The organism is Gammaproteobacteria bacterium (genome assembly GCA_003696665.1).
Taxonomy (GTDB): domain Bacteria; phylum Pseudomonadota; class Gammaproteobacteria; order Enterobacterales.
Map to the genome: position 1 here is coordinate 1 of RFGJ01000037.1, position 17,672 is coordinate 17,672.

Sequence of the window (17,672 nt, forward strand, 5' to 3'; positions counted from 1 at the left end):
CCAGATGAAATTGAGCAATTGATGGCATCTTCGAGCACAAAATGAAGGCGGTTCAGCACGAAATTTGTATCGTTGGCGGTGGCATGGTCGGAGCACCACTGGCCATTGTGTTGGCGCAACTTGGATTTGATGTGGCGTTGGTCGAAGCGAAACCGCCACATGCACATTGCTCCCCGAGTTTTGATGATCGCTGTTTGGCATTATCCCATGGCAGTATCAGCATCCTGTCGGCGTTGGGCTTATGGTCGGATTTACAATCGCTGGCGACCCCCATACATGACATTCTTGTATGTGAACAGCAAGGCTTGGGGCAACACCGTATCTCTTCGAAGGATCGCGGTGTCTCAGCTTTAGGCGAGGTGATCTCTGCGCGTAGCGGCGGTGAGGTAATGTGGCGTGCATTGCAAGCCGGTCAGGCAAGCGTTTATGCACCCATGTCGCTCAATGGCTTGCGTCGTGAGCACAACATATGGCAGGTGCAACTCAACGGAACTGAAGACCATGCCGTGGCGATCACGGCAGAACTGGTGATCGCCGCCGACGGCCAACACTCTCGCACTCGAACCATGGCTGGCATTGAAGTGAGTGAGCGTCACTACGGCCAAAGTGCGGTGATCGCCAATGTTCGGACCGATCAGCCCCACGAATCGCGTGCGTTAGAATTGTTTCGACCAGATGGCCCATTGGCCTTATTGCCGTTTTCGGATCATTGGTCTTTGGTATACACGATCCCCGATGAGCGGCTTGCTGAGGCGCTATCGTGGGAAGATGAAACGTTTCTGGCACAACTGCAAGCTGAAGTGGGCTGGCGCTATGGGAAGTTCTTGGCACTGAGCGAACGGCGTGGCTACCCACTACGCCTGACATTGGCCAATCGCATCGCCGTTCCCGGACTATGGCTGGCGGGCAATGCCGCTCACAGCATTCACCCAATCGCTGGACAGGGTTTTAACCTAGGCTTGCGCGATGTTGCCTGGATAGTGGAATTATTGTTGTGGGCACGGCATCAAGGGCTGTCCTTGTCAGGTCCTGAATTGGCAGAACAGTATTGTCGGACTCGAAAGCCGGACATTGCTCGGATGGCAACCTTGACAGACTGGTTGGCGCGTGGCTTTCGTCCGCAATTGCCTGGTGCGAAAATGGTTCGAAGCCTTTTGCTCAGTGGCTTGGGGCTTTGTCCCTTGGCCGATGAATGGGTGGCGCGTACGGCAATGGGACAGCAGCCGCCGGTGCCCTGGCTAGCGGCGGGGCTTTCTTTAGAAGAAGTCAAAGACGAGGTCACTTATGGCTGTTCAGCAGCAGGCTGTTGACCTGTTGGTTGTTGGCGGCGGTATGGTTGGACTGGCCACCGCGATTGCCGCCGCGCAGGTCGGTTTCCGTGTCGAAGTGTTGGAAAAGAATGACTGGCCGACAGAATGCCCAGCGTCACCACAGGCACGTGTTTCTGCACTGACGCGCGCGAGCGAAAATTTATTGCGGACCCTAGGGGTGTGGGAACTGATACCACCGTCACGCCGAGGTGCCTACCGACATATGCGGGTGTGGCAGGACACACCAGCTTTGAACATCGCGTTTAGCGCCCGTGATCTGGCGGAACCTAATCTCGGCCATATCGTCGAAAACGAAGTATTACGCTGGGCGCTGTGTCAGGTGGCAAAAGAGGTAGGGGTGCGTTTGCGTCCGCGCCAACACATTGAAGGTATCGTCAACGATGTTGACAGAGTGCTAGTGAAAGACGCTGACGGTGGAGAAATCGCTGCCAAAGTGCTGGTCGCGACGGACGGCGGGAACAGCCGAGTTCGACAGGCTTTGGGGATCATTACGGAGCAGAAGCCTTATCACCAGACCGCCTTTGTCGCTTTGGTCGGAGCGGAAAAAGGATTTGGCCGTTGTGCGTGGCAGCGTTTCCTGCCCACCGGTCCCTTGGCGTTTTTGCCGTTGACGGGCGAGTCGGGCGCGGCACGTCGAGGCGCGCTCGCATCTATCGTGTGGACCGTTGATGACGACGAGGCGGCGCAGCGCTCAACATGGCAGCCGGAGGATTGGTGTGCGGCTCTGGAATCAGCCAGTCAAAATGAATTTGGCAAATTGTGTTTGAGAAGTCGTGTGTCGGCATTCCCGTTGGTCAGCCGCCATGCCGTCCGATACCGTGAAGGACGTGTGGTACTTGCCGGAGATGCCGCACATACCATACACCCACTCGCTGGACAGGGAGTGAATCTTGGTTTTTCGGATGCCGAAAGTCTGGTTCGTTGGTTGGCCAAAGGATTACAAAATGGGCATGGTGACATATGTCGATATCTGCAGGCCTACGAAAGCGAAAGGCGGGGCGTGAATCAAAAAACGCGCCAAGCCATGACGGCGATTGGCCGTCTATTTAAAATGCCAAGTTTCGTGTTGGAGCCGGGGTTGGTGATGCTCCAGCGCATGCCCTTTGCGCGCCGGTCAATGGCGCGGATGGCGTTGTACGGAGAGTGATGGTCCTGTCATGGCAAGGTGATTCTGAGCTGTTAACGAGCGTGTTTGCGGCTCACAGCGATTGAACCTGGACATCGGGTTGTATTTTTTTGTCGTCTGGTTTAGAATTCGCGGCGTCTGATGCGGGGTGGAGCAGTCTGGTAGCTCGTCGGGCTCATAACCCGAAGGTCGTTGGTTCAAATCCAGCCCCCGCTACCAAATTATGAAAAGCCCCGGACAGGGGCTTTTTCGTTGGCGCCCAGACACACACCTGATAAAGATGTGTGGTTGTCTATCGATGGGGCCGCGCAGTGACAATTGGCTGCACGGAATTGAGGATATGGGCGCGACGCCCTTTTTTTGTGCCCGTATGGTGCGGAGGTGACATGGCCAGAGCAGATGAATTGGCAGCATTGATTCGACCCGCCGTGGAAGCAGTTGGGTACGAGATGCTCGGTGTTGAGTTTATCAGCGCAGGCAAGCATTCTGTACTGCGGGTCTATATTGATAGTCCACAAGGGATCAGTGTGGATGATTGCGCGCAGGCCAGTTACCAGATCAGCGGCATATTGGATGTCGAAGATCCCATTCCTGGGGAGTACCGGCTAGAAGTGTCCTCGCCGGGCGCGGATCGACCGCTGTTTACGGCGGCGCATTTCGCGCGCTTCGTGGGGCATGAGGCGAAAGTGAAGTTGCATGCGCCAATTGAGGGGCGTCGAAACTTCAAAGGGCGGATTGTTGACGTCAAGGATGAAATCATCGTGCTCAATGTGGACGGAGAAACAGTTGAATTTGAAATGGATGCGGTTGAACGCGCGAATTTGGTTCCAACTTGGTAAACTGGGCCAGAGAACGGCTCGGATATGGCGATAGAGGCGGAAGTCGATGAACAAAGAGATTTTGCTGGTTGTTGAAGCGGTTTCGAACGAAAAGGATGTAACTCCTGAAGTCATTTTTCAGGCACTGGAAGCAGCGCTGGCGATGGCGACCAAGAAAAAGCATGGGGCGGACATTGATGTTCGCGTCAGCATCGATCGTAAAACAGGCGATTATCAGACGTTCCGCCGTTGGGAAGTGGTTGAAGATACAGACGAGGGCTTGGAACACCCATATCGTCAGATTCCGTTGAGCGCAGCGCGGGAACAGGATCCCAATGTTGAGGTTGGTGATTATATTGAAGAGCCAATTGAATCGATCGAGTTCGGACGCATCGCCGCACAAACAGCGAAGCAGGTCATTGTACAAAAAGTGCGCGAAGCCGAGCGCGAGAAGGTTGTAGAGGCCTTTAAAGAGCGAGTGGGCGAGCTGGTCACTGGCGTCGTCAAGCGAGTTGGACGAGACAGTTTGATTATTGATCTTGGCAACAATGCGGAAGCTATTTTGCCGAAGGACGAAATCATTCCGACTGAGTCATTCAGGGCGGGTGATCGGGTGCGCGCTTATCTCAAAGCAGTACGCACCGAAACAAGAGGGCCAAGTTTGCTGGTGAGCCGAACCGCACCGGAAATGCTGATTGAGCTTTTCCGTATTGAGGTACCCGAAATCGGTGAAGGGCTAATTGATGTCATGGGGGCAGCACGCGATCCAGGGTCACGGGCCAAAATCGCGGTCAAGGCGAATGATCGTCGCATTGATCCCGTTGGCGCCTGTGTAGGTATGCGAGGCTCGCGCGTACAAGCAGTCACCAATGAATTGGCAGGTGAACGTATCGATATCGTGCTTTGGGACGAAAACCCAGCCCAATATGTGATCAATGCCATGGCGCCTGCTGAAGTGCAGTCTATTGTGGTCGATGAAGATGCCCATGCCATGGACATCGCTGTTGCAGAAGAAAATCTTGCGCAAGCGATCGGCCGGAATGGCCAGAATATTCGCTTGGCGAGTCAGCTCACGGGATGGCAGCTTAATGTTATGTCTGTCGAGGAGCTTGAAGCCAAACATCAACAAGAAACTGAGCGTTACGTTCGCCAGTTCGTTCAAGACCTGGATGTTGACGAAGAATTGGCCACAGTCCTGGTCGAAGAAGGTTTTACCACACTGGAAGAAGTGGCATACGTGCCTAAGAGCGAACTGTTGGCCATTGAAGGGTTTGACGAAGAAATTGTAGATGAGCTTCGTGAGCGGGCTAAAAATGCCTTATTGACTCGAGCGATAGCCAGCGAGGAGACGCTTGAACAAAGTGAACCGGCGGAAGACTTGTTGAATCTGGAAGGCATGGATCAGCGTTTGGCATTGCTGTTGGCAAGCCGAGGCATTTGCACCCGCGAAGATTTGGCAGAACAATCAGTGGATGACTTGTTGGATATCGATGGTATGACGGAAGCGCGGGCGGCAGAATTGATTATGACAGCGCGTAAACCGTGGTTTGAGGAAGATAATTAATCCGTCTGGGAGCGTGTAAAAATGGCAAGTATCACAGTAAAAGAATTGGCCCAGACTGTTGGGACGCCTGTAGAGACCTTGATGCAGCAGCTTAAAGAAGCTGGCATTGAAGTTTCTTCGGGGGATGATGTCCTGACGAATGAGCAAAAACAAACTCTTTTGGCACATCTGCGCAAGTCGCATGGCGGAGATGCAGAAGCTACACCGCGGCGCATTACCTTAAAGCGCAAAGAAAAAACAACATTGAAGGTCGGGATAGGAAGCAAGAAAACCACGGTCAATGTTGAAGTGCGTAAAAAGCGCACTTTTGTCAAGCGTTCGGCGGCCGAGTTGAAAGCGCAGGCAGAGGCAGAAGCAGAAGCTAAGGTGCAGCCAAGTGATCTCCCAGCAAACGAGACGACTGAAGCGGCGCCGGAGGTCACTGCGGCACAGGCGCAAGGAGGAGAAAGCGGCTCCGCGACTAGCGCGCCAGAAGTCATGGCAGCTGAAGAAAACACAGCGACACAAATGCCTACGGAATCGGCCTCAGGTACCGAGTCCCCTGCTACACCACAACCGCAAGCAGCGCCAGCGGCGAGTGATGCGGATAAGCCTGCTGATGAGCCTGCCGACAATGAGACTGAGTTGTCGCCAGAGGAAATCGCGGCCGCTGAGGCAGCGCGTTTGAAAGCAGAAAAGGCAAGAAAAGATAAGAAAAAAGAAAAAGAAAAGGAAAAAGAAAAGAAAAAGGAACATGAAAGCAAAAAGCATGCTGGCAAAAAGCGGAAGGCGAAAAAGCCACATTGGGACGATGATGAAGAATTTGTTGAAGAACTGATCAACAAGCCAAAGAAAAAATCCAAAAAAGCTGCGCCAAGCGCGCTGCAGCACGGTTTTTCGAAGCCGTCGGCACCAGTGATTCGCGAAGTCACTATTCCAGAAAGCATTACTGTCGGCGAGCTAGCGCAGAAAATGGCGATCAAAGGCGCCGAACTGATCAAGCAGTTAATGAAAATGGGCGTGATGGCGACCATCAATCAACCACTTGATCAAGAGACCGCAGTTTTGGTGACGGAGGAGCTGGGTCACATTCCAAAACCGGTCAACCAAGATGCCATTGAAGAAGATGTTTTGTCTACGGTCGAATCCCAAGAGGGCGAAGCATTGCCAAGGCCGCCCGTGGTCACCATCATGGGGCATGTCGATCACGGAAAAACATCGCTGTTGGACTATATTCGCAACAGCCAAGTGGCCGCTAAGGAGGCAGGTGGCATTACCCAGCACATTGGGGCTTATCATGTGAAAACCGAACATGGTGGTATCACGTTCTTGGACACACCAGGGCACGCAGCGTTTACGGCGATGCGGGCTCGGGGGGCTAATGTCACGGACATCGTTGTATTGATCGTGGCAGCGGATGACGGTGTGATGCCGCAGACCATAGAGGCCATTCAACACGCAAAGGCTGCGAATGTCCCACTGATTGTTGCGGTCAACAAAATCGATAAACCAGAAGCGGATCCCGATCGGGTGAAAAATGAATTGTCACAGCATGATGTGATTCCTGAAGAATGGGGTGGGGACGTTCAGTTTGTGCATGTTTCAGCCAAAACTGGCCAGGGCATTCCGGAATTGCTGGAAGCGATCTCCCTGCAAGCTGAATTGCTAGAGCTGAAGGCCTCGGCCAGTGGTCCAGCGAAAGGCACCATTATTGAAGCCCGATTGGATAAGGGACAAGGACCCGTAGCCAGTGTTCTGGTTCAGTCTGGGACACTGCGCAAAGGTGATATTCTACTTGCCGGCCTACACTTTGGGCGAGTGCGCGCGATGAAAGACGAATATGGTCGCGCAGTGAAAGAAGCCGGTCCATCAATGCCTGTCGAGGTGCTGGGACTTTCGGGGGTACCTGATGCAGGCGATGAGGCCATTGTGGTTCCGGATGAGCGCAAGGCCAGAGAAGTGGCGCAGTTCCGTCAGCAAAAGGCCCGAGAAGCTAAGCTTGCACGTCAGCAAAAGGCGAAACTGGAAAACATGTTTAAGTCCATGGAAGAGGGCGAGGTACATGAGCTGCCTTTGCTGATCAAAGCAGATGTCCAAGGCTCGGTTGAGGCGCTCACCGATGCATTGACTAAATTGTCAACAGATGAAATTCGTGTACGTGTCGTGTCTTCGGGGGTTGGTGCCATTACGGAAACCGATGCGAACCTCGCGGCAGCGTCAAACGCCATTATCATCGGCTTCAATGTTCGGGCTGATGGCGCGGCGCGAAAGGTCATAGAAAACCACGGGCTAGACTTGCGCTATTACAGCGTTATTTATGATGTTGTCGATGAAGTGAAAGCAGCCATGACGGGCATGCTGGCACCAGAATTTAAACAAGAGATCATCGGTCTTGCTGAAGTACGCCAGGTATTCCGAGTACCTAAGCTTGGTGCGGTTGCGGGCTGTATGGTGCTTGAAGGGGTCGTACGGCGCTCGAATCCGATCCGTGTTTTGCGTGATAACGTGGTTATATTTGAGGGTGAACTGGATTCGCTGCGGCGATTCAAAGACGACGTCAACGAAGTTCGCGCAGGCATGGAGTGCGGTATCGGGGTTAAGAACTACAACGACATCAAAGTCGGCGATCAAATAGAAGTGTTTGAAACGGTCGAAGTCAAGCGGAGTCTGTAAGCAAGCCATGAAAGAATACAGCCGGACCGAGCGCCTCGGTGATCAAATTCAGCGAGAGCTGGGCACCTTCATCCAAAGGGAGGTTAAAGATCCCCGCTTGGCGTTTTGTACGATCACCGGCGTGGATGTGACGGCGGATCTACAGTTGGCAACAGTTTATGTCAGTTTTCTCAATGGCGACGATGAACAAACGATAGCGGATGGGCTCAATGCGTTGGGGCGCGCCCGGGGGTTCCTGCGTCGCCATCTTGGTCGGGTCCTTCGTGTGCGCAAGATCCCAGAGCTCCGTTTTAAACACGATCAATCTATTATTCACGGCCAGAAAATGGATGCGCTGATCCGCCGCGCCATTGAGTTGGATAAGCAGCAACACCAACAGGATCCGGACGAGGACTAATTCTGCATGGCACGACGAAAAAGATTTCGCGGGCGTCCGATTGATGGGCTGCTCATATTGGATAAGCCGACCGGCATGACTTCCAATGCCGCGCTACAACGCGTAAAAACTATATTTTTTGCCGCGAAAGCGGGCCATACAGGCAGTCTTGACCCCTTGGCCAGCGGTATGTTGCCTATCTGTTTTGGTGAGGCCACCAAGTTTTCACAGTTTCTGCTGGATGCGGATAAAGGTTACATCGTTGAAGGCAAACTTGGGGAGCGAACGGAAACCGCCGATGCCGATGGCGAAATCATAGAAGTGCGGCCTGTCAAGGTGAGTGAACGCCAACTTCGCAAGTTGCTCCCCGAGTTTAGCGGTGACATTGAACAAGTACCGTCAATGTATTCGGCAATCAAATATCAGGGACAGCCACTTTATAAGTTGGCTAGACAGGGAATTGAAGTAGCGCGTCAACCGCGTCCAGTGACCATTCATCAACTCGAATTGTTGTCGTTTGCGCCGCCCTACTTTTCACTACGGGTTGATTGTTCGAAAGGCACCTATGTGCGAAACCTTGTCGAGGATATTGGTGAGGCGCTTGGTTGCGGCGCGCATGTCACCCAGTTGAGACGCACGTGGGTCGGTCAGTTTGATGAGCGTGATATGGTGACACTGGCGGAGCTCGAAGCGTTGTATGAAGCCAAGGATTTCAAACGTCTGAATGCCTTGATTCGACCTATGGATGAAATTGTCGCGCATTGGCCAGAAATTGAATTGGATGCCGAAATGGCCGAATGGATGTTGCAAGGCCAGCCACTGTTGATCCCGCGGACACCGGTGGACGGTTGGGTCCGTCTTTATGACGAAACGGGCATTTTTCTCGGCGTTGGCGAAATTTTGGATGATGGGCGAGTGGCACCAAAACGCTTGGTCGTCCGGCGATAAGTTTGTAATTGAAAGCAAGATTCTATAGAATGCGCAGCACCCCACTGAAATAGTGATCGGTGGTGGTGTGACCATTGCACAAACGAGAGGAAAATCACTATGGCATTGACAGCTGAAATGAAAGCCAAAATTGTGGCGGAGTATGGTCGTGGTGAGAACGACACGGGCTCACCCGAAGTGCAGATCGCACTATTGACACATCGCATCAAAGATCTGCAACCGCACTTTGAGAAAAACCACAAAGATCATCACTCGCGTCGCGGTTTGCTACGTATGGTTAGCCAGCGCCGCAAATTGCTTGATTATCTCAAGCGCAAAGATGAAAACCGGTATCTTGAGTTGATTCAACGTCTCGGGTTACGTCGATAAGAACGATAAAAAGGGGCCAGCGCCCCTTTTTGTCATTTTGAAGGTTGTACAATTGCACCACTGTACCAACAGTGCTAAAAATGATGGGCGCAAGTATTGGATAGTGAGTTCAACAAAATTTAGGAAAAGAGAAGCGTGAAACCAGTAACGAAACAATTTGAATTTGGTGGTAGAAAAGTCATCCTAGAAAGCGGCCGTATTGCGCGTCAGGCGACAGGGGCCGTGTTGATCAATATGGACGATACGGTGGTCTTAGTCACTGTCGTCGGTAAAAAAGAGGCCAATCCAGCCCAGGATTTTTTCCCATTAACCGTCAATTATCAGGAGAAAACCTACGCGGCGGGCCGCATTCCTGGCGGTTTTAATAAGCGCGAAGGACGACCTTCGGAACATGAAACACTGGTCAGTCGGTTGATTGACCGCCCGATACGGCCTCTGTTTCCAGAGGGCTTCATGAATGAAGTTCAGATCATCGCGACAGTGATGTCGCTTAATCCCGAAGTCCAAGCTGATATTGTGGCAATGCTTGGGGCGTCAGCGGCACTGGCGGTATCAGGCATTCCATTCAATGGTCCGATTGGTGCTGCACGGGTAGGTTATATTGATAATCAATATGTTTTGAACCCCTCACCACGTCGTTTGGACGAGTCCGATCTCGATCTGGTTGTGGCTGGCACAGAGAGCGCTGTACTGATGGTCGAGTCACAAGCCAATGAGCTGTCCGAAGAGCAAATGCTTGGGGCAGTCATGTTTGGTCATGAGCAGATGCAAATTGCCATCCAGGCCATCAAGGAGTTTGCCGCAGAAGTGGGCAAGCCACGCTGGGATTGGCAGCCGCCGGAAATAGACGAAACCTTGGTGAAGGGTGTTGAAGCTGAAGCGCGAGAGGCGCTGGAAGAGGCTTATCAAATTGTGGATAAATTGGAGCGCCGAGATCGCGTTGCGGCCATTCGAGATGAAGTTGTGGCAAAGCTGGCTGGTGAGGACGAAGACAAAGCACGGCTCGTCGGCAAAATTTTCCATGACCTGGAAGCACGAGTTGTGCGTGAACGAATTACGAGTGGTGCGAAGCGAATCGATGGCCGTGAGCACGACATGATTCGTGCACTTGACGTTCAGGTTGGCATTCTCCCGCGCACCCATGGCTCAGCACTGTTCACCCGAGGTGAGACACAAGCGATTGTGACCGCAACCTTGGGCACCGCGCGAGACGCACAGTTTGTCGATGCGTTGACTGGTGAGTATCAAGATAATTTCATGTTGCACTATAATTTCCCGCCCTACTGTGTGGGGGAAACTGGTTTTATGGGGAGCCCCAAACGGCGTGAAATTGGTCACGGCTGGTTAGCGCGTCGCGCGATTACGGCTGTGTTGCCTGACACCGGTGAATTTGACTACACCATTCGCGTTGTTTCTGAAGTGACGGAATCGAATGGCTCAAGCTCAATGGCCACGGTGTGCGGAACGTCATTGGCCCTGATGGATGCGGGCGTGCCCGTCAAGGCGCCGGTCGCAGGTATTGCCATGGGATTGGTCAAGGAAGGCGATCGCTTTGTGGTGCTGTCGGACATTTTGGGCGACGAAGATCACCTTGGCGATATGGATTTCAAAGTGGCCGGTACTGAAAAAGGCGTGACTGCTCTGCAAATGGATATCAAGATTGATGGCATTACCCAGGCCATCATGGAGCAGGCGTTGGCACAGGCTAAGGCTGGCCGCTTACACATATTGAGTGTAATGAACCAGGCGATCCGCGCGCCGCGTTCTGAAGTATCGCGACACGCCCCCCGCATATTGACGATAAAAATCGACCCCGAAAAAATTCGCGATGTGATCGGGAAGGGTGGAGTGACGATCCGCGCCATTACCGAAGAAACGGGGGCCAGCATCGACATTGATGATGATGGCACCATCAAAGTGGCTGCTGTCGATGCCTCGGCGGCGGAAGCGGCGGTCAAACGAATTGAGGAAATCACGCGAGAAATTGAGGCAGGGCAGGTACTGGAAGGTAAAGTGACGCGTCTGGCGGACTTTGGTGCGTTTGTTCAGGTTGCGCCAGGCAAAGATGGTCTTGTGCACATTTCTCAGATTGCCCATGAACGGGTGAATAAAGTGAGCGATTACCTCAAGGAAGGACAGATCGTAAAGGTCAAGGTGCTTGAAGTTGACCGCCAAGGAAGAATCCGGTTGAGCATCAAGGAACTGTTGGATGCCCCTAATCTGGAGAAAACGGACGGCCACTAGGCCGTCCAGTACTCGATTCTACCGTCGATCAAGTGCGCCATGGCAATTCGTCTGGGCGCTGGCGGTATGGCTGACGGCGTGTCAAAGCGCAGTTTCCCAACCTCCTGATCCCATCCTGACGCCCGAACAAGTGCGTCAGGATTTGCTTTTTCTGCAAGACATTTTAGATACGGCACATGTGGCGCCTTGGCTCCATGCAGATAAAAAAATTTTTGTTCGCAAACGGCAGAGGCTGGAGAATCAAATTTTCTGGCCGCTGACGGTGTCAGACTTCTACGCATCCGTCGCACCCCTTGTGGCGACATTAAATGATCCACATACCCGGTTGCTTCCGCCGTCTCCACCGAATGGCGTACGTTTATTTCCACTTGCCTTGGCGCTTGAACGTGGAGGACGAGCCTTGGTGGCGTCAGATGCGACGGCCGTTCCGCGTGTTCCAATTGGTGCTGAAGTCATTGCGATCAATGATGTGCCCATCTCCGTCATCCTAACGAAGCTTGGCCGGTACGTCGCCGCAGAAACCGAGTCGGGGCGTCGGCGCCGTCTGCAGAAAGCGCTTCCCCTGCTGTTGCATCAGGTGATGCAGCTGCGGACTCCGTTCAAGGTGACTTGGCGGTTAGGTTATGCGAAGCAGCAAATCGCCGTGGATGGTGTGTCTTATGAAGACTTTATGCATCAACGATGGCAACGCAAGGCGTGGCAGACATTTACTTTGGCACCGAATGTCTATGTGCTCAAGGGAACGCATTTTGACATGCCACCAGAGGCCTTTCGCAAATATTGTGACACCTTTTTCCGTAAGGTCATCAAGACGCCCAATGCCCGTGTCATCCTTGACTTACGGGACAATTCAGGTGGCCTGACGGAAAATGTGCTGACACTGCTGACCTGGCTCGTCCCGAGCAAACAGATGGCGCTGCCGCCCTTGGAGATCCGGATTAGCGACGTGTTCTCAAAGTGGTACGAGGCGAAATTGGATGCGATCAAAACAGAAAAATACGGAGATTATTTGGCTTGGTTACCTTGGCAGTTCTTGGATGGGTGGCGTTGGCGCCTGTTGCTATCAGATGAACAGCAGTATGTCCGCTACAATTGGAAGCTCCCGCAAGTGGCGCACCCTCGCTACCGGGGACCACTTGTGCTGATCGCCAATGGTGGATGCTTTTCTGGCTGTGTGACATTGCTCGATCAATTGGTACGTTTACGTGGCTCCCCATTGGTGGGTGAGGCACCAGGTGAGCTTGCTGGCGGGCAGCGCGCGTTACCCATCATACGCGTTTTGCCAAACAGCCGCCTGCGGATTGAATTTCCGGCCGCACGGTTGGCCGCGGACAAACCCCTCTACAGTCTTGGCCCGACCAATCCTGTGATGACCACGGGTGCGGATCTTGCCGACGGGCTCGACCCGTACTATGAAACAGCGCTTCGTTTGTTGGCCACCAAAGTACATCAGTTTGCAGATTTGCCATAAGCTTTGTCGACAGACTATAGTTGCTTATATTGTTGTCTTGGCTTGATTGCGACAATGACTAATCCCGAAATGCGAAAATGGATCTACCATCGCGCCAAGGAAATGTTGGACGAATTGAATGAGTTGCCATTTTCGGACGATGTGGATGACAAAAAACTTGCCATCATTCGGCGTGGACTGCGTGATGCTTCAATGGAACTATTTCGTCGCGCTGCAGAGCGTACGGTGAAGGAGCTGGAAGATGGTGTGCATCTGGAACTGATTCGGGAGAAGAAAAAGCTCGATGATATTCTCAAAGAAGATGATTAAATTTTGACCAGCCGACTGTGTTTTTGAAAAAGGGGGTGCTAAAATAGCGCCCCTTTTTAGTGCGCGGTGATTGGGAAATGGGCAAAAAGTTATACATCAAGACTTGGGGCTGCCAAATGAATGAATATGATTCGTCCCGGATGGCGGATCTGTTGGCGCGTACCCATGCACTTGAAGTGACGGATGACCCGGAACAAGCGGACGTGTTGTTACTTAACACCTGCTCTATACGAGAAAAAGCGCAGGAAAAGGTGTTTTCCCAGTTGGGGCAGTGGCGCACATTAAAAGATAAAAAGCCTGATTTGGTCATCGGTGTCGGGGGTTGTGTCGCCAGTCAGGAGGGCGAGGCCATTCGCAAGCGGGCCCCCTATGTTGATTTGGTTTTTGGCCCACAAACATTGCATCGTTTGCCTGAAATGATTAACCAGCGGGTCAAGGAAAAGCGCCCGGTCATTGATGTGTCATTCCCGGAGATCGAAAAATTCGACCGCTTGCCTGAACCCCGAGCCGAGGGGCCGACCGCGTACGTATCGGTGATGGAAGGCTGTTCAAAGTACTGTACTTTCTGCGTTGTGCCATATACGCGAGGCGAGGAAGTCTCCCGTCCAGTGGACGATGTGCTGGCAGAAGTGGTGCAGTTGGCAGAGCAAGGCGTGCGAGAAGTGAATTTGTTGGGGCAAAACGTCAATGCCTATCGGGGAAGGACACATGACGGGCGTGAAGCGGACTTGGCCGAGCTGATCACCTTGGTGGCCGCGGTTGACGGCATCGACCGTATACGGTTTACCACCTCGCATCCGGTTGAATTCAGCGACAGTTTGATCGATGTGTACGCTGAAGTCCCCGAATTGGTGAGCCACCTTCATTTGCCTATCCAATCCGGGTCCGATCGAATCCTCGCTCTCATGAAAAGAGGCCATACGGTCTTAGAATACAAATCCAAAATTCGTCGCTTACGTAAAATTCGCCCGGATCTCTCGCTTTCCAGTGATTTTATCGTGGGCTTTCCGGGCGAGACGGATGCCGACTTTGAGGCCACCATGAACCTAATCCAGGAAATGAATTACGACGTGTCCTTCAGTTTTATCTATTCGCCGCGACCGGGAACGCCAGCGGCAGAAATGCCGGACAACGTTCCAATGGAAGTCAAAAAGGAACGGTTAGCCATCCTGCAGAATCGGTTGAATCAGCAAGCGATGGCGATTTCGCGTCGTATGGTGGGAACGACCCAGCGCATTTTGGTCGAGGGGCCGTCCAAAAAAGATCCCATGCAATTGCGTGGCCGAACGGAAAACAATCGGATCGTGAACTTTACAGGATCCCCTGAACTCATTGGTGAGTTCGTCGACGTGGTCATTACAGAGGCCCTTCCCCATTCCATGCGTGGACGCTTGGCATCAGTGGATTAACGGCGTACGATAACATGGTTGAGTGACGAACGAGGACGACGTTGAACGAATTGCATTGCGTGGATTTTTACCTCTGTCCCGAGGACAACGAGCGACTGTCGTCGCTCTGCGGTCAACTTGACCAGCACCTGCGCCAAATCGAGCGACGCATGGGTGTTGAGATCAACAATCGAGGTCATCAGTTTCGAATTATTGGAGAGGCTGCCATTATTAGCAGCGCACGAAGACTCTTAGAAGACTTATATGCAGATACGGCGAAAGCGCCGTTGACGGCTGAACAGGTTCACCTAGCCATCCAAACCTCATTAGCGGCCCTTGATCAGGGCGAGCGGATAACTGATGGTCAGGCGTCGAGCGTTACCATCCGAACCCGTCGTGGCATCATCAAGCCTCGTGGCGAGCACCAACAGCAATATGTTGAGAATATTCGCCGTCATGACATTTGTTTTGGTATTGGCCCCGCCGGAACGGGAAAGACGTATTTGGCGGTGGCGTCTGCCGTCGATGCTCTGGAACGTCAGGAAGTGCGACGCATCATTTTGACGCGACCTGCGGTTGAGGCAGGCGAACGCCTTGGTTTCTTGCCAGGCGATCTTGCCCAGAAGGTCGATCCTTATTTGCGTCCGTTGTATGATGCCTTGTACGAAATGCTCGGCTTCGAGAAGGTCGCGCGTCTGCAAGAGCGTAATGTCATCGAAGTGGCACCGCTGGCATATATGCGTGGACGGACATTGAACGACGCATTTATCATCCTCGACGAGAGTCAGAATACGACCCGCGAGCAGATGAAAATGTTTCTGACGCGTATCGGCTTCAACTCGCGGGCGGTGATCACCGGCGACATCACGCAAACGGATCTGCCGCGAGGTGTCGATTCTGGCTTACGTCATGCAATTGAAGTCTTGCAGGGCGTCAAAGGTATTGCGTTTACTTTTTTCCAGGCGAAGGATGTCGTGCGGCACGACGTGGTACAGCGTGTTGTCGAGGCCTATGACCGACACGAGCAGCTGGACGTTGTCCAAAAACGTTTCCGAGGACAGGGAGGCAGATGATGCCCGTCGAAGTGACGGTTGACAACGTATCAAGCCAGAAGAATTGTCCAGCAGAAAAATACTTTCAAGAATGGGTTGAGACGGCCCTGACGGTCGCCGGTGCAGCTGTGGACAACAGTGCCATTGATATCCGAGTGGTGGATGAGGCTGAAATACAAGCCTTGAACGCACGTTATCGACAAAAAGATGCGCCGACCAATGTGCTTTCGTTCCCATTTGAGCCACCAGCCGATGTTCCGAACAATTTTCTAGGCGATGTGATTATTTGTGCCGCAGTGGTAGAACGTGAAGCAAAGGCGCAAGGCAAAACGCTCGATTTCCACTGGGCGCATATGGTTGTACACGCCACCTTGCATCTGCTTGGTTTTGACCATCAGACAGAGGCGCAAGCTGAGCAAATGGAAGCCTTGGAATGTGTGATTCTGAACCGTTTGGGTTTTCCGGATCCCTATCGTTGGCCAATAGAGGAACACGAAACCGATGACTGACGATGAGCCGCAAGCAACTGTTTCACGCTGGCGCAGTTTTCTCGCGCGATTGTTATCTCCGGCGGTACGCGACAAAAGAGACATTCTGCGCCTTCTCAAACAGGCGCAGCAAGATGGATTAATCAAAGCCGATGCGCTCGGCATGTTACAGGGCGTTCTGGCGGTTTCAGAGATGCAAGTCCGCGATGTCATGGTGCCACGCCCACGCATGGTGATTATTGAACGAGACGCGCCGGTGGAGGAAGTCTTGGCGCAGGTTACGTCGTCTGCCCATTCGCGATTTCCGGTGGTGGGAGACAACAGAGACGACATCGTTGGTGTGTTGCTCGCCAAAGATCTTCTTCACCAATTGACGCTCTTGGTCAGGCAAGGAAAGGATTGGAGACGTTTGAATATTCGCGAATGCTTGCGACCGGCCACCATTGTCCCGGAAAGCAAGCGACTAGACACTTTGCTCAAGGAGTTCCGCTTGCGTCGAAACCATATGGCGATCGTTGTTGACGAATATGGCTCGGTCTCTGGCCTTGTGACCATCGAGGATGTCCTAGAGCAGATCGTCGGAGAAATTGAAGATGAAACGGACGTTGGCGAGTCAGAAGAATTTATTCAAAAGCTCCAGCCTAACGTCTTTCATGTCAACGGGCTGACCGATATTGAGGAATTCAACGAATATTTTAAGGCCAGCTTGTCCGATGATGAAGTGGACACGGTCGGTGGGTTAGTGATACAGGCCTTTGGTCACATGCCTTCACCCGGTGAGCAGGTGGAACTCAATGGATTTCGTTTTACCGTCATGAAGGCCGATCAGCGACGTGTTCACCAGTTGAAAGTGGAACCATTGACCACAAGCCCATCAGACGAGGTCTTGGACGACTGACCCATGCCACGTCTTGATGACACACGCGGACAAATCGCATTGGCATTCGCTGCTATTGTCGCTGGAATCTTGTATCCGCTCGGCTTTGCCCCTATCGGTTGGTGGCCGCTCACGCTGTTGTCTTTGGCCATTTTCATTGGCATCACCCGGTGGAGTGTGCGACCGGTTTTGACTGGCTTTCTGTTCGGACTGGGCCTTTTTGGTGCCGGTGCCAGTTGGGTTTACGTCAGCATCCACGACTTTGGTCATGCCGCATGGCCGATTGCGGGTATGTTAACGGCATTATTTGTTATCTACTTGGCGCTGTATCCCGCCTTATCTGTCTTTTTCTTCCGACGCCTTGAACATTGGATTCCAGTGCATGACAAACCGCTCATGTGGGCGCTTATCTGGTGCTTGCTGGAAGCCGTTCGCAGTGAATTGTTTGGGGGCTTTGGGTGGCTTCGGGCGGGCTATAGCTTGACGACCCAGCCTTGGGGGGCTTGGGCCCCTGTGATTGGCGAAGCCGGCATACTATTCTTCGTCGTGCTGAGTGCAGCTCTCGTGGGCTTGAACTCGAAGTCGAGAACAAGCTGGCTGCTGGTGGCAATGTTTTGGATTGCCGGCCCAGTGTTAGATCGCCTCCGTTGGTCAGCGCC

General features: G+C 52.8%; 16 protein-coding genes and 1 tRNA gene. All 17 read left to right on the forward strand.

All coding sequences use genetic code 11. The annotated features are described in order from the left end of the window. The first annotated feature begins 41 nt into the window (after positions 1–41). A complete protein-coding gene (locus D6694_00840; GenBank protein ID RMH48114.1) occupies positions 42–1,310 on the forward strand; it encodes a 2-octaprenyl-6-methoxyphenyl hydroxylase in 1,269 nt (422 codons plus the stop codon). Next, complete coding sequence (locus tag D6694_00845; protein ID RMH48115.1) at positions 1,285–2,478, forward strand: FAD-dependent oxidoreductase; 1,194 nt, start codon at positions 1,285–1,287, stop codon at positions 2,476–2,478. Before D6694_00840 ends, D6694_00845 begins: the two co-directional genes overlap by 26 nt. Positions 2,479–2,599: 121 nt before the next feature. Continuing rightward, a tRNA-Met gene (locus D6694_00850) sits at positions 2,600–2,676 on the forward strand. Positions 2,677–2,843: 167 nt separating this feature from the next. Next, the gene (gene rimP, locus D6694_00855; GenBank protein RMH48127.1) at positions 2,844–3,296 is read left to right on the forward strand and encodes a ribosome maturation factor RimP; all 453 of its coding nucleotides are present in this window, start codon (positions 2,844–2,846) and stop codon (positions 3,294–3,296) included. A 46-nt stretch (positions 3,297–3,342) separates the two neighbouring features. After that, positions 3,343–4,839: a transcription termination/antitermination protein NusA gene (gene nusA / locus D6694_00860; GenBank protein RMH48116.1), complete on the forward strand. Its 1,497-nt coding sequence runs from the start codon at positions 3,343–3,345 to the stop codon at positions 4,837–4,839. A gap of 21 nt (positions 4,840–4,860) precedes the next feature. Continuing rightward, positions 4,861–7,491: a translation initiation factor IF-2 gene (locus tag D6694_00865; protein ID RMH48117.1), complete on the forward strand. Its 2,631-nt coding sequence runs from the start codon at positions 4,861–4,863 to the stop codon at positions 7,489–7,491. Between the two features lie 7 nt (positions 7,492–7,498). Continuing rightward, complete coding sequence (gene rbfA, locus D6694_00870) at positions 7,499–7,888, forward strand: 30S ribosome-binding factor RbfA (GenBank protein ID RMH48118.1); 390 nt, start codon at positions 7,499–7,501, stop codon at positions 7,886–7,888. A gap of 6 nt (positions 7,889–7,894) precedes the next feature. Continuing rightward, on the forward strand, positions 7,895–8,815 hold the full coding sequence (truB, locus tag D6694_00875) for a tRNA pseudouridine(55) synthase TruB (protein ID RMH48119.1): 921 nt from the start codon (positions 7,895–7,897) through the stop codon (positions 8,813–8,815). Positions 8,816–8,914: 99 nt separating this feature from the next. After that, positions 8,915–9,184 carry a 30S ribosomal protein S15 gene (locus D6694_00880; GenBank protein RMH48120.1) on the forward strand — a complete coding sequence of 90 codons (270 nt, stop codon included), beginning with the start codon at positions 8,915–8,917 and terminating at the stop codon, positions 9,182–9,184. Positions 9,185–9,319: 135 nt separating this feature from the next. Continuing rightward, positions 9,320–11,428: a polyribonucleotide nucleotidyltransferase gene (gene pnp, locus D6694_00885; GenBank protein ID RMH48121.1), complete on the forward strand. Its 2,109-nt coding sequence runs from the start codon at positions 9,320–9,322 to the stop codon at positions 11,426–11,428. After that, complete coding sequence (locus D6694_00890; protein ID RMH48122.1) at positions 11,394–12,899, forward strand: hypothetical protein; 1,506 nt, start codon at positions 11,394–11,396, stop codon at positions 12,897–12,899. Before pnp ends, D6694_00890 begins: the two co-directional genes overlap by 35 nt. 69 nt (positions 12,900–12,968) lie before the next feature. Continuing rightward, a complete protein-coding gene (locus D6694_00895; protein RMH48123.1) occupies positions 12,969–13,208 on the forward strand; it encodes a hypothetical protein in 240 nt (79 codons plus the stop codon). Positions 13,209–13,285: 77 nt separating this feature from the next. Further along, complete coding sequence (miaB, locus tag D6694_00900) at positions 13,286–14,617, forward strand: tRNA (N6-isopentenyl adenosine(37)-C2)-methylthiotransferase MiaB (GenBank protein RMH48128.1); 1,332 nt, start codon at positions 13,286–13,288, stop codon at positions 14,615–14,617. Between the two features lie 149 nt (positions 14,618–14,766). Continuing rightward, the gene (locus D6694_00905; protein RMH48124.1) at positions 14,767–15,669 is read left to right on the forward strand and encodes a PhoH family protein; all 903 of its coding nucleotides are present in this window, start codon (positions 14,767–14,769) and stop codon (positions 15,667–15,669) included. Further along, on the forward strand, positions 15,669–16,157 hold the full coding sequence (gene ybeY / locus D6694_00910) for an rRNA maturation RNase YbeY (GenBank protein ID RMH48129.1): 489 nt from the start codon (positions 15,669–15,671) through the stop codon (positions 16,155–16,157). The genes D6694_00905 and ybeY overlap by 1 nt, the downstream gene beginning before the upstream one ends. Then, positions 16,150–17,034, forward strand: coding sequence for a CBS domain-containing protein (locus D6694_00915; GenBank protein ID RMH48125.1), 885 nt, complete (start codon positions 16,150–16,152; stop codon positions 17,032–17,034). The genes ybeY and D6694_00915 overlap by 8 nt, the downstream gene beginning before the upstream one ends. A 3-nt stretch (positions 17,035–17,037) precedes the next feature. Next, a partial coding sequence (locus D6694_00920) for an apolipoprotein N-acyltransferase (GenBank protein ID RMH48126.1) occupies positions 17,038–17,672 on the forward strand: 635 nt, incomplete at its 3' end.